A 13,335-nucleotide genomic window follows, 5' to 3' on the forward strand; every position below is an offset into this window, starting at 1 on the left:
TCACTCGACTGTGGATAACTGGCCGCGATATGTCGGTCTTGCGACTATTCGAACGCATGACTGACAGGCTTTCGACAGCTACAGCAGGTTGTGCCCGGGGCGGGCGACCAGGTCAGGAGACGGGACGATCAGGCGGAATCGATCAGGCGGGGTCGATCTCCCGCAGCAGGCCGGTCTTCACGTCGAAGACGAACCCCCGCACGTCGTCCTTGTGCGGCAGGAACGGCGAGGTGCGCACGCGCTGCATCGACTGCCGTACGTCCTGGTCGACGTCCCGGAAGGACTCCACCGCCCACGCCGGGCGCTGGCCGACTTCGCCTTCCAGCTCGGTGCGGAAGTCCTCGGTGAGGCTCTCCAGACCACAGCCGGTGTGGTGGATGAGGACGACGCTGCGCGTCCCCAGCTTGCGCTGGCTGATGGTGAGGGAGCGGATCACGTCGTCGGTGACGACGCCGCCCGCGTTGCGGATGGTGTGGCAGTCACCGAGTTCGAGGCCGAGCGCCGCGTGCAGGTCGAGGCGGGCGTCCATGCAGGCCACGACGGCGACGTGCAGCACGGGCCGGGCGTCCATCCCCGGGTCGGTGAAGTCGGCGGCGTACCGGGCGTTGGCGTCGACGAGGCGGTCGGTGACCGTGCCGCTGCCGGCCGTGGCGCTCTCCGAGGCTGTGGGAACCGATGCAGAAGTCGTCATAACCCATGACGTTACTGGTCACACCCGGTCCAGGCCTCTTGTGAGACTGGACAAAGAATGCCAGCGAGGCGGGGATGTGAGGTAACCCACAAGGGTGGCGGACCGCCGGACGCGACGCGCAGGCCGGTTGATTGACCGGGAGACAGGGTGGACTAAAGTGACGCGAAGCGGGAGGCGAGACTCTCCCCGCTGGACTGTTCACCCCGGAGACCCCGGCGACGACCGGAGATCTCCCCACGTGCGCGGCGCGTACGTACGGCTCGGCCTCCTCCCGCTCCCGGTCGGCTGACGCTTCCGGCGCCGGCAGGCCTCCCCTTCACGAGCGGGCGGGGACCCGGCGGTGCGTACGGCCGCGCGCCGGACTTGAGAGGGCCCCTTGAGCCAGAGTCGACACGTCCCGGTGATGCTCCAGCGGTGCCTGGATCTGCTGGCACCCGCGCTGGAGGGGCCGGAGCCGGTGGTCGTCGACTGCACCCTCGGCCTCGGCGGCCACAGCGAGGCGCTCCTGGAGAGGTTCCCCGGGATCCGCCTCGTCGCCCTCGACCGCGACAAGGAGGCCCTGCGCCTGTCCGGCGAGCGCCTCGCGCCCTACGGGGAGCGCGCCACCCTCGTCCACGCCGTGTACGACGAGCTTCCCGAGGTGCTGCACCGGCTCGGCATCGCGCGCGTGCAGGGCGTGTTGTTCGACCTGGGCGTCTCCTCCATGCAACTCGACGAGGCCGACCGCGGCTTCGCCTACGCCCAGGACGCCCCGCTCGACATGCGCATGGACCAGACGTCCGGGGTCAGCGCCGCGGAGGTCCTCAACACGTACCCGCCGGGCGAGCTGGTGCGCATCCTGAGGGCGTACGGCGAGGAGAAGCAGGCCAAGCGGATCGTGTCCGCGATCGTGCGCGAGCGCGAGAAGGAGCCGTTCAACACCAGCGCGCGGCTGGTCGAACTGATCCGGGACGCGCTGCCGCAAGCCGCCAAGCGCACCGGCGGCAATCCGGCCAAGCGCACCTTCCAGGCCCTGCGCATCGAGGTCAACGGCGAGCTCGCCGTCCTGGAGCGGGCGATCCCGGCCGCCGTGAAGGCGCTGGACGTGGGCGGGCGGATCGCCGTGCTGTCGTACCACTCGCTTGAGGACCGGCTGGTCAAGCAGGTGTTCGCGGCGGGTGCCGCCACCACGGCGCCGCCCGGGCTGCCCGTCGTGCCCGAGCGCTACCAGCCGCGGCTCAAGCTGCTCACGCGTGGTGCCGAACTCCCCACCGAGGAGGAGATCGCCGAGAACCGGCGGGCGGCACCGGCGCGGCTGCGCGGCGCCCAGCGCATCAGGGAGGACGTCGAGTGAGGCGTCGGCAGGCCGGACCGAGGGAGCGTGAGTGAGCAGCAAACCCGAACTGAAGGGGAGAGCGGCACGTCTCGCGCAGCTCTTCCCGACCGGCCCCGGGCAGGCGGCCCGCACCCCCTTCGTCCTCCTGGTTGTCCTCCTCCTCGGCGGTGGTCTCATCGGCCTTCTGGTGCTGAACTCGGCCCTCAGCGAAGGCGCGTTCAAGCTCGACGACCTCCAGCGCGAGACCAAGAGCCTCACCGACGAGGAACAGGCCCTCCAGCGGGACATCGACGCCTACTCCGCGCCCGAGGCCCTCCAGCGCCGCGCCCGCGAGCTCGGCATGGTCCCCGGCGGCGACCCCGCCTTCCTCGCCCCCGACGGCACCGTCAAGGGCGTCCCGAGCCCCGCCCCCGGTGTCCGGCAGACCTCCGCCTACATCCCCCTGGTCCTGGCCCCCGAGGCCATGTCCAACGGCCCCACCTCAACCTTCGGCAGGTGACGGAAGTGACCGACAGGGAACCCCGGTGCCGCCGTGTACCGGGCCTCGCCCGGCCCGCCCGCCCCTCTGGTCCCGGCGTTCACCGGGCCCCCGGGGCAGCGTCCGCTTCTCGGCGCGTGGCGGAGCGGGCTCTCGGCGGAGTGACGCACGTGTCCGCCGGGAAGTCGCCGCACGGCCATGTGCCCGGCCCCACCAGGGCCGCCGGTCCCGAGGTTCGCGGCCGCCGCGGTGCGCACTGGGCGGCGGTGGCGCGGTCGTCGTCTCGGCCGTCGTCGATCGCCGCCCGCCGTGCCGGGTGCCGTCCCGGCCCGTGTCCGAGCGTCATCGCGTCGGGCAGTCCTCAGTCCGCCCCGACCCCCGGCAGGTGACGGAAGTGACCAACAGGGAACCCCCGCACGGCCATGTGCCTGGCTCCGCCCGGGCCGCCGGTCCCGAGGCCCGCGGCGGCCGCGGTGCGCACTGGGCGGCGGTGGCGCGGTCGTCGTCTCGGCCGTCGTTGATCGCCGCCCGCCGTGCCGGGTGCCGTCCCGGCCCCTGTCCGAGCGTCATCGCGTCGGGCAGTCCTCAGTCCGCCCCGACCCCCGGCAGGTGACGGAAGTGACCAACAGGGAACCCCCGCGCCGCCGGGTGCCCGGACCCGCCAGGCCCGCTCGCCCCGACGCCCGGCGCCGCCCGGGGCCCGGTGCCCGGCCGGCCCGTCGCCCGGCCACGGCCCGTCAGGCGGCGCCCAAGCCCCTCCGGCTGGGCAGCCCCCGCCCCCGGCTGCGTCTGGTCGGGCTCGCGCTGACGCTGGTGCTGATCGCCTTCGTCGTACGGCTGTTCCAGGTGCAGGCCGTCGACGCGAGCACGTATGCCGCCAAGGCCGGGCAGAACAGGTACGTCGGGCAGGTGCTGGCCGCGGACCGCGGGGAGATCACCGACCGGTCCGGGGTGGCGCTGGCGACCAGCGAGGACGCCTACGACATCACGGCCGACCCCACGATGTTCGCCCCCGACCACCTGAAGATCGGGGACGGACCCGAGCAGGCGGCCGCGCTGCTCGCGCCGATCCTGGGTCAGGAGCAGGAGACCCTGGTCGAGAAGCTGCGGCCGAAGAACAAGGCGCTGCGGTACGTCAAGCTGGCCTCCCGCCAGACCCCGCAGGTCTGGAAGCAGATCAAGGACCTGAAGTCCGCGCTCGCCAAGAAGGAGGAGACGGACAAGTCCGCGCACAACGTCCTCGCGGGCGTCTTCTCCGTCGCCACCAGCAAGCGCGTGTACCCCAACGGCGACCTCGCCGCCGGGATACTGGGCTGGGTCAACGGCGAGGGCAAGCCCGGCGGCGGCATCGAACTCCAGCTGAACAAGCGGCTGGCCGGCAAGGACGGCAAGATCCGCTACGCCCAGTCCGGCGGCCGGCTCGTCCCCACCGTGGGTTCCACCGAGACCCCCGCCGTGCCCGGCAGCGACGTCGAACTCACCATCGACCGCGACATCCAGTGGGCCGCCCAGAAGGCCATCAGCGACCAGGTGAAGGAGTCCGCGGCCGACCGCGGCTACGTCATCGTCCAGGACACCCGCACCGGCCAGGTCCTGGCCATGGCCAACTCGCCCGGCTTCGACCCGAACGACCTGTCCGACGCCGACTCGGCCGCCCTCGGCAACGCGGCCCTCCAGGACGCCTTCGAACCCGGCTCCACCGCCAAGGTCATGTCGATGGCGGCCGTCCTCCAGGAGGGCGCCGCCACCCCGTCGACCCACGTCGTCGTGCCCAACCGGCTGCACCGCGGCGACCGGCTCTTCAAGGACGACATCGACCACCCGACCTGGTACCTGACGCTCAACGGCGTCCTCGCCAAGTCCAGCAACATCGGCACCATCCTCGCCACCGGCCAGCTCGGCAAGACCCAGGCCCAGTCCAACAAGGTCCTCTACGACTACCTGCGCAAGTTCGGCCTCGGCAGCTACACCGGCCTCGGCTTCCCGGGCGAGACCAAGGGCATCCTCGCCCCGCCCGACAAGTGGTCGACCTCGCAGCAGTACACGATCCCTTTCGGCCAGGGCGTCTCCATCAACGCCATGCAGGCGGCGTCGGTGTACTCGACCATCGCCAACGGCGGCGTCCGCGTCGAACCCACCCTCGTACGCGGCACCAAGGGCCCCGACGGCCGTTTCACCCCGGCCCCCAAGCCCGAGAAGACCCGGGTCGTCAGCGCCAAGACGGCGAAGACCCTCGCCCAGATGCTGGAGTCGGTCGTGGACGACGAGGAGGGCACCGGCACCAAGGCGCGCATCCCCGGCTACCGCGTCGCGGGCAAGACGGGCACGGCCAACCGCGTGGATCCGGCCACCGGCATGTACAAGGGCTACACGTCGTCGTTCGCCGGATTCGCGCCCGCCGACAAGCCCCGCATCACCGTCTACTGCGCCATCCAGAACGCCACCCAGGGCAACTACTTCGGCGGCCAGATCTGCGGCCCCGTCTACAAGCAGGTCATGGAGTTCGCACTGAAGTCCCTCCAGGTCCCGCCGACCGGGGCCAAGCCGGCGAAGCTCCCGGTCGCCTTCAAGCGCTGACCGGCCGCAAGCCCCGGTCGGCACGGAACCACCAGGAACCACCTCGTGACAACGATCACCCCGGACCCGGGGAACCAGAGCAGTCCCCGCCCCTCGCTTCGCCCGGAGGCGGGTACGCCCGGTACGCTCACCGCCGTGCCACACGCTGATCAGTCCCAAACCACCCAGAAGGGCCATCCCGTGACATACCCCGGGCCGCCCAGGCCGGCGCAGGTCTCCGCCACACCCCTCGCGGAACTGGCCCGACAGCTGGGTGCTCCCGCGCCGGAGGGCGCCGCCGACGTCACGGGCATCACCCACGACTCGCGCGCCGTACGCCCCGGCGATCTGTACGCCGCCCTCCCGGGCGCCCGCCTGCACGGCGCCGACTTCGTCGACCAGGCCGCGAGCCTCGGCGCGGCCGCCGTGCTGACGGACCCCACCGGCGCCGAGCGCGCCGCGGCCTCCGGGCTGCCGGTCCTGGTCGTCGACGACCCCCGCGGACGGATGGGCGAGCTGGCGGCCACGATCTACGGCCACCCCGGCCGGGACCTCCTCCAGATCGGCATCACCGGCACCTCCGGCAAGACCACCACCGCCTACCTCGTCGAGGGCGGCCTGAAGACCGTCAGGTCCACCGGCTTGATCGGCACGGTCGAGATGCGCATCGGCGACGAGCGCATCAAGTCCGAGCGCACCACCCCCGAGGCCACCGACCTCCAGGCCCTCTTCGCCGTCATGCGCGAACGCGGCGTCGACGCGGTCGCCATGGAGGTCTCCAGCCACGCCCTCGTCCTCGGCCGCGTCGACGGCTGCGTCTTCGACATCGGCGTCTTCACCAACCTCAGCCCGGAACACATGGAGTTCCACTCCGACATGGAGGACTACTTCCAGGCGAAGGCGCAGCTGTTCACCCCCAAACGGGGCAAACTCGGCGTGGTCAACGTCGACGACGAGTACGGCCGCAGGCTGGCCAAGGAGGCCACGGTCCCGGTCGTCACCTACTCGGCCGAGGGCCACCCCGACGCCGACTGGCGCGCCGAGGACGTCGAGGTCGGCCGGCTGGACTCGACCTTCACCGTCATCGGACCCAAGGGCGAGCGGATCAGCGCCAAGTCGCCGCTGCCGGGCCCCTTCAACGTGGCCAACACCCTGGCCGCGATCGTCGCCCTCGCCGTCGCCGGGCTCGACCCGCAGGCCGCCGCCGACGGCGTCGCCGCCGTACCCGGCGTACCGGGCCGCCTGGAGCGCGTGGACGCCGGACAGCCCTACCTCGCGGTCGTCGACTACGCGCACAAGACCGACGCCGTCGAGTCGGTGCTGCGCGCCCTGCGCAAGGTCACCGAAGGCAAGCTGCACATCGTCCTCGGCTGCGGTGGCGACCGGGACAGGACCAAGCGGGAGCCGATGGGCGCCGCCGCGGCCCGGCTCGCCGACACCGCCGTACTGACCTCCGACAACCCCCGTGGTGAGGACCCCCTCGCGATCCTCGCCACGATGCTCCAGGGCGCGGCCTCCGTGCCCGCCCACGAGCGCGGCGAAGTGGCGGTCTTCGAGGACCGGGCCGCCGCGATCGCCGCCGCCGTCGCCCGTGCCGAGCCCGGCGACACCGTGCTGGTCGCGGGCAAGGGCCACGAGCAGGGCCAGGACATCGCCGGGGTGGTCCGTCCCTTCGACGACCGCCAGGTGCTTCGCGAAGCCATTCAGAAGACCCAGGGATGAAATCCCGCATGATCCAGGGGATGAACTTGTGATCGCCCTCTCCCTCGCCGAGATCGCAGAAGTCGTCGGCGGGCAGACGCACGACATACCGGATCCGACCGTCCAGGTCACCGGCCCGGTCGTCCGGGACTCCCGCGAGGCGGGGCCGGGCAGCCTGTTCGTCGCCTTCGCCGGCGAGCGCGTGGACGGCCACGACTTCGCGGCCGCGGTCGTCGAGGCGGGAGCGGTGGCCGTGCTCGGCACCCGGCCCGTCGGCGTGCCGGCGATCGTCGTGGACGACGTCCAGGCCGCGCTCGGCGCCCTCGCGCGGCACGTCGTACGACGTCTCGGTGCCACCCTCGTCGCCCTCACCGGCTCGGCGGGCAAGACCAGCACCAAGGACCTGATCGCGCAGGTGCTCCAGCGCAAGGCGCCCACGGTCTTCACGCCCGGCTCGCTCAACAACGAGATCGGGCTGCCGCTGACCGCGCTCAGCGCCACCGAGGAGACCCGGTTCCTCGTCCTGGAGATGGGGGCCCGCGGTATCGGGCACATCTCCTACCTCACGGGTCTCACGCCCCCGAAGGTCGGCCTCGTCCTGAACGTCGGCAGCGCCCACATCGGCGAGTTCGGCGGTCGCGAGCAGATCGCGCAGGCCAAGGGCGAACTCGTCGAGTCCCTCCCGGAGGACGGGACGGCCGTCCTCAACACGGACGACCCCTACGTGCGGGCCATGGCCTCCCGTACGAAGGCGAAGGTGATCTTTTTCGGAGAGTCCGACGAAGCGGACGTTCGCGCCGAGAACGTGCGACTCACGGACACGGGACAGCCCGCGTTCAGGCTTCACACACCCTCCGGTGCAAGCGATGTGACCATGCGCCTGTACGGTGAGCATCACGTGTCGAACGCGCTCGCCGCGGCCGCCGTCGCCCACGAGTTGGGCATGTCCGCAGACGAGATCGCCGTCGCGCTCTCCGAGGCGGGCTCCCTCTCCCGCTGGCGGATGGAGGTCACCGAGCGCCCGGACGGCGTGACGGTCGTCAACGACGCCTACAACGCGAACCCCGAGTCCATGAAGGCCGCGCTGCGCGCGCTCGCGGCCATCGGCAAGGGGCGTCGTACGTGGGCGGTGCTCGGCAAGATGGCCGAGCTCGGGGACGAGGCTCTCGCCGAGCACGACGCGGTCGGACGGCTCGCCGTCCGGCTCAACGTCAGCAAGCTCGTCGCGGTCGGTGGCAGGGAAGCCGCCTGGCTGCAACTGGGCGCATATAACGAGGGTTCGTGGGGTGAGGAGTCGGTGCACGTGTCCGACGCACAGGCGGCGGTCGACCTGTTGCGCAGCGAGTTGCGCCCGGGGGACGTCGTACTCGTGAAGGCGTCCCGTTCGGTCGGCCTCGAGAGCGTGGCGCAGGCGCTGCTCGAGTCCGGTGCCGAGGGTGAGGTTTCCGCCCGATGATGAAGCAGATCCTGTTCGCAGGAGTCATTGGCCTCTTCCTGACCCTGGTCGGCACCCCGCTGCTGATCAAGCTGCTCGCGCGCAAGGGCTACGGTCAGTACATCCGCGACGACGGCCCGCGCGAGCACGCCAGCAAGCGCGGTACGCCGACCATGGGCGGTATCGCCTTCATCTTCGCGACGGTCGCCGCGTACTTCCTGGCCAAGGTGATCACGGGCTATCTGGACCCGGAGGCCGACGCGGCGCCGACCTTCTCGGGTCTGCTGGTGCTCGGCCTGATGGTCGGCATGGGCCTGGTCGGCTTCCTCGACGACTACATCAAGATCGTCAAGAGGCGTTCGCTGGGTCTGCGGGCCAAGGCGAAGATGGCCGGCCAGCTGATCGTCGGCATCGCCTTCGCGGTGCTCTCGCTCCAGTTCGCGGACAACCGCGGCAACACCCCGGCCTCCACGAAGCTGTCGTTCATCACGGACTTCGGCTGGACGATCGGCCCCGTGCTGTTCGTGGTCTGGGCGCTGTTCATGATCCTCGCGATGTCGAACGGCGTGAACCTCACCGACGGTCTGGACGGTCTGGCCACCGGCGCCTCGGTGCTCGTCTTCGGTGCCTACACCTTCATCGGCGTCTGGCAGTTCCAGGAGTCCTGCGCCAACGCGCAGACGCTGACCAACCCGGGCGCCTGCTTCGAGGTGCGGGACCCCCTCGACCTCGCGGTGGTGGCCTCCGCGCTGATGGGCGCCTGCCTCGGGTTCCTGTGGTGGAACACCTCGCCGGCCAAGATCTTCATGGGTGACACCGGTTCGCTCGCGCTCGGCGGTGTGCTCGCCGGCCTCGCGATCTGCTCCCGCACCGAGCTGTTGATCGCCCTCCTCGGCGGCCTGTTCGTCCTGATCACCATGTCGGTGGTCATCCAGGTCGGCTCCTTCAAGCTCACGGGCAAGCGCGTCTTCCGGATGGCGCCACTCCAGCACCACTTCGAACTCAAGGGCTGGTCCGAAGTGCTCGTCGTGGTCCGCTTCTGGATCATTCAGGGCATTTGTGTGATCGTCGGACTGGGCCTCTTCTACGCAGGATGGGCAGCGGACAAGTGACCTCCTCGGTGTCCTCGGAACTCAAGGGCAAGCGCGTCACCGTCGCCGGGCTCGGCGTCTCGGGCCTCCCGGCGGCCAAGGTGCTGCACGGCCTCGGCGCGATCGTCACGGCTGTCAACGACGGCGCCGACGAGCGCGCGCGGGCGCAGGCCGCCGAACTGGAGGCGCTCGGCATCACCGTGCGCCTCGGTGATGGCGACACCCTGCCCGAGGGCACCGAGCTGATCGTCACCGCGCCCGGCTGGAAGCCGGACAAGCCGCTGTTCGCGGCGGCGCAGCAGGCGGGCGTCCCCGTCTGGGGAGACGTCGAACTGGCCTGGCGTCTGCGCGGTCCCGACGCGGCCCCGTGGCTGGCCGTCACGGGCACCAACGGCAAGACCACCACCGTCCAGATGCTCGCCTCGATCCTGAAGGCGGCGGGCCTGCGCACGGCCGCCGTCGGCAACATCGGCGTCTCCCTGCTGGACGCGGTGCTCGGCGAGGAGCAGTACGACGTGCTGGCCGTGGAGCTGTCCAGCTACCAGCTGCACTGGGCGCCGTCCCTGCGCGCCCACTCGGCCGCCGTGCTCAACCTCGCCCCCGACCACCTGGACTGGCACGGCTCCATGGAGGCGTACGCCGCCGACAAGGGCCGCATCTACGAGGGCAATCGCGTCGCCTGCGTCTACAACGCCGCCGACAAGGCCACCGAGGACCTGGTCCGCGAGGCCGACGTCGAGGAGGGCTGCCGGGCCATCGGCTTCACCCTCGGCACGCCCGCGCCCTCCCAACTCGGTGTCGTGGAGGGCATCCTCGTCGACCGTGCCTTCGTCGAGAACCGGCAGAAGAACGCCCAGGAGCTCGCCGAGGTCGCCGACGTCGACCCGCCGGCCCCGCACAACATCGCCAACGCCCTCGCGGCGGCGGCCCTCGCGCGGGCCTACGGCGTGCCCGCCAAGGCCGTACGGGACGGTCTGCGGGCGTTCACCCCGGACGCCCACCGCATCGCGCACGTGGCCGACGTGGACGGGGTCGCGTACGTCGACGACTCCAAGGCCACCAACACCCACGCCGCGGAAGCCTCGTTGGCGGCCTACGAGTCGATCGTGTGGATCGCGGGCGGGCTCGCGAAGGGGGCGACCTTCGACGAACTGGTCACCAAGTCGGCGCCGCGGCTGCGGGGGGTCGTGCTGATCGGCGCGGACCGCGCGCTGATCCGCGAAGCCCTGGCGCGACACGCCCCGGAAGTACCCGTCGTCGACCTCGACCGGACCGACACTGGGGCGATGCGCGCGGCGGTTCAGGAGGCGCGGCGGCTCGCTCAGGCCGGTGACACGGTGCTGCTGGCTCCGGCCTGCGCCTCCATGGACATGTTCGCCAACTACAACAAGCGCGGGGACGCTTTCGCGGACGCCGTTCGCGAGCTCGGCTCCGCCGACGGCTGACCCGGGTCCGCCTCGCCCGGCGGCGGCGCCGGGCGTATCTGGGAGGGACGCGTGACACGGATGTGGCTGGTGCCCGAGCGGCCGGGGAGCGTTCGCTCCGGAACGTTCCCTTCCGGCATGGCGGGGTGAGCCGCGATGCCCACCAGCCGCACCGGACGGCCCCCCGTCCCACGCACTCCCAAGCGCCCCGCGACGCCCCGGCTCGCCCGTGAGAACGGCGTCCTGGCCTTCTACACCCGTGCGCGCAGGGGCTGGGACCGGCCGCTGACCGCCTACTACCTCATCTTCGGCGGCAGTCTGCTGATCACCGTGCTCGGCCTGGTGATGGTCTACTCGGCCTCCCAGATCACCGCGCTCCAGATGTCGCTGCCGGGCTCGTACTTCTTCCGCAAGCAGCTGCTGGCCGCCGTGATCGGCGCCGGGCTGCTGTTCGCAGCTTCCCGGATGCCCGTGAAGCTGCACCGGGCCCTGGCCTATCCGATCCTCGCCGGCGCCGTCTTCCTCATGGCCCTGGTGCAGGTCCCTGGGATAGGGGTGTCGGTCAACGGCAACCAGAACTGGATCGCGCTCGGCGGCTCCTTCCAGATCCAGCCCAGCGAGTTCGGCAAGCTCGCCCTCGTGCTGTGGGGCGCCGACCTGCTCGCCCGTAAACAGGACAAGAAGCTGCTGACCCAGTGGAAGCACATGCTGGTGCCGCTGGTCCCGGCCGCCTTCATGCTGCTCGGCCTGATCATGATCGGCGGCGACATGGGCACCGCGATCATCCTCACGGCCATCCTGTTCGGCCTGCTCTGGCTGGCCGGCGCCCCCACGCGGCTGTTCGCCGGCGTGCTGTCGATCGCCGCCGTCCTCGGCCTGATCCTCATCAAGACCAGCCCGAACCGCATGGCGCGCCTCCAGTGCCTCGGCGCCACCGAACCCCAGTCCGGCCCGGTCGACTGCTGGCAGGCCGTACACGGCATCTACGCCCTCGCCTCGGGCGGAATCTTCGGCTCCGGACTGGGTGCGAGTGTGGAGAAATGGGGGCAACTCCCCGAAGCCCACACCGACTTCATCTTCGCCGTCACCGGTGAGGAACTGGGCCTGGCGGGGACGCTGTCGGTACTCGCCCTCTTCGCGGCTCTAGGCTATGCGGGTATCCGCGTGGCCGGACGCACGGAGGACCCCTTCGTGAGGTATGCCGCGGGAGGCGTGACCACCTGGATCACGGCCCAGGCCGTGATCAACATCGGTGCGGTGCTCGGTCTGCTGCCGATCGCCGGCGTCCCCCTCCCGCTGTTCTCCTACGGGGGATCCGCCCTGTTGCCGACCATGTTCGCCATCGGGCTGCTGATCGCCTTCGCGCGCGACGAGCCCGCTGCGCGGGCGGCGCTTGCGATGCGGCAACCCCGCTTTGGTAGAAAGCGGGGGGCTGGGGGAACCGGTTCCGGCCGGAGTCCCCGGAGATGGAACACGATGCGACGGCGCGCCTCGGCGGCGCGCTCGTCCGGAGAGCGGTGAATTTCGGTGCATGTCGTACTCGCCGGCGGAGGAACCGCGGGCCACATCGAGCCCGCGCTCGCCCTCGCGGATGCCCTGCGCAGGCAGGATCCGTCCGTGGGCATCACGGCCCTGGGCACGGAGCGCGGTCTCGAGACACGTCTCGTACCCGAGCGTGGCTACGAACTCGCGCTGATCCCGGCCGTACCGCTGCCGCGCAAGCCCACCCCCGAGCTGATCACCGTCCCGGGCCGGCTGCGCGGCACCATCAAGGCGACCGAGCAGATCCTGGAGCGCACCAAGGCGGACGCCGTGGTCGGCTTCGGCGGCTACGTCGCCCTGCCCGGCTACCTCGCGGCCAAGCGCCTGGGCGTGCCGATCGTCATCCACGAGGCCAACGCCCGCCCGGGCCTGGCCAACAAGATCGGCTCGCGCTACGCTAGCCAGGTCGCCGTCTCCACCCCGGACAGCAAGCTGCGGAACGCCCGCTACATCGGCATCCCGCTGCGCCGCTCCATCGCCACCCTGGACCGGGCCGCCGTACGGCCCGAGGCCCGCGCCGCGTTCGGCCTGGACCCGAACCTGCCCACGCTGCTGGTCACCGGCGGCTCCCAGGGCGCGCGCCGTCTCAACGAGGTCGTCCAGCAGGTCGCGCCCTGGCTCCAGCAGGCCGGAATCCAGATCCTGCACGCGGTCGGACCGAAGAACGAACTGCCGCACGTGCAGCAGATGCCGGGAATGCCCCCCTACATCCCGGTAAGTTACCTGGACCGGATGGACCTCGCGTACGCCGCGGCCGACATGATGCTGTGCCGCGCGGGTGCGATGACCGTCGCCGAGCTCTCCGCCGTCGGGCTCCCGGCCGCCTACGTCCCGCTGCCCATCGGCAACGGCGAACAGCGGCTCAACGCCCAGCCGGTGGTCAAGGCCGGTGGCGGCCTGCTGGTCGACGACGCGGAGCTGACCCCCGAGTGGGTCCAGCAGAACGTCCTGCCCGTGCTCGCCGACCCGCACCGGCTGTACCAGATGTCCCGCGCCGCCGCCGAGTTCGGCCGCCGGGACGCCGACGACCTGCTCGTCGGCATGGTGTACGAGGCGATCGCCGCCGCTCGTGCACACCGCTAGGACTGTATGACGGAAGGCA

At 71.3% G+C, this 13,335-nt stretch carries 10 protein-coding genes; 9 read left to right on the forward strand and 1 reads right to left on the reverse strand.

Annotated features, from left to right (window positions below; translation table 11 throughout):
• Positions 1 to 142 precede the first annotated feature (142 nt).
• Positions 143 to 691, reverse strand: a complete 549-nt coding sequence (locus tag ABFX81_RS26625; RefSeq protein WP_086851213.1) for a carbonic anhydrase — start codon at positions 689 to 691, stop codon at positions 143 to 145.
• Between the two features lie 376 nt (positions 692 to 1,067).
• Between ABFX81_RS26625 and rsmH the strand changes: the two genes are divergently transcribed.
• The 9 genes from rsmH (at position 1,068) to murG (ending at position 13,316) form a co-directional block, all read left to right on the forward strand.
• On the forward strand, positions 1,068 to 2,024 hold the full coding sequence (gene rsmH / locus ABFX81_RS26630) for a 16S rRNA (cytosine(1402)-N(4))-methyltransferase RsmH (protein ID WP_086851211.1): 957 nt from the start codon (positions 1,068 to 1,070) through the stop codon (positions 2,022 to 2,024).
• Positions 2,025 to 2,055: 31 nt separating this feature from the next.
• Positions 2,056 to 2,505: a cell division protein FtsL gene (ftsL, locus tag ABFX81_RS26635; RefSeq protein ID WP_346138777.1), complete on the forward strand. Its 450-nt coding sequence runs from the start codon at positions 2,056 to 2,058 to the stop codon at positions 2,503 to 2,505.
• A 597-nt stretch (positions 2,506 to 3,102) separates the two neighbouring features.
• Entirely contained in the window at positions 3,103 to 5,061 is a 1,959-nt protein-coding gene (locus tag ABFX81_RS26640) for a peptidoglycan D,D-transpeptidase FtsI family protein (protein WP_346138778.1), read from the forward strand.
• A gap of 180 nt (positions 5,062 to 5,241) precedes the next feature.
• Positions 5,242 to 6,762: a UDP-N-acetylmuramoyl-L-alanyl-D-glutamate--2,6-diaminopimelate ligase gene (locus tag ABFX81_RS26645; protein WP_086854578.1), complete on the forward strand. Its 1,521-nt coding sequence runs from the start codon at positions 5,242 to 5,244 to the stop codon at positions 6,760 to 6,762.
• Between the two features lie 28 nt (positions 6,763 to 6,790).
• Positions 6,791 to 8,197, forward strand: coding sequence for a UDP-N-acetylmuramoyl-tripeptide--D-alanyl-D-alanine ligase (locus ABFX81_RS26650; RefSeq protein ID WP_086854579.1), 1,407 nt, complete (start codon positions 6,791 to 6,793; stop codon positions 8,195 to 8,197).
• The gene (gene mraY / locus ABFX81_RS26655) at positions 8,197 to 9,288 is read left to right on the forward strand and encodes a phospho-N-acetylmuramoyl-pentapeptide-transferase (protein ID WP_086854586.1); all 1,092 of its coding nucleotides are present in this window, start codon (positions 8,197 to 8,199) and stop codon (positions 9,286 to 9,288) included. The genes ABFX81_RS26650 and mraY overlap by 1 nt, the downstream gene beginning before the upstream one ends.
• Positions 9,270 to 10,712, forward strand: a complete 1,443-nt coding sequence (gene murD / locus ABFX81_RS26660) for a UDP-N-acetylmuramoyl-L-alanine--D-glutamate ligase (RefSeq protein ID WP_086854580.1) — start codon at positions 9,270 to 9,272, stop codon at positions 10,710 to 10,712. The genes mraY and murD overlap by 19 nt, the downstream gene beginning before the upstream one ends.
• Before the next feature lie 135 nt (positions 10,713 to 10,847).
• The gene (gene ftsW, locus ABFX81_RS26665) at positions 10,848 to 12,212 is read left to right on the forward strand and encodes a putative lipid II flippase FtsW (protein WP_086854581.1); all 1,365 of its coding nucleotides are present in this window, start codon (positions 10,848 to 10,850) and stop codon (positions 12,210 to 12,212) included.
• A gap of 6 nt (positions 12,213 to 12,218) precedes the next feature.
• Positions 12,219 to 13,316 (forward strand): undecaprenyldiphospho-muramoylpentapeptide beta-N-acetylglucosaminyltransferase, encoded by a 1,098-nt coding sequence (gene murG / locus ABFX81_RS26670; protein ID WP_086854582.1) that lies wholly within the window; start codon positions 12,219 to 12,221, stop codon positions 13,314 to 13,316.
• Positions 13,317 to 13,335: the final 19 nt, after the last annotated feature.

Source organism: Streptomyces coeruleofuscus (assembly GCF_039532725.1).
GTDB lineage: Bacteria > Actinomycetota > Actinomycetes > Streptomycetales > Streptomycetaceae > Streptomyces > Streptomyces coeruleofuscus.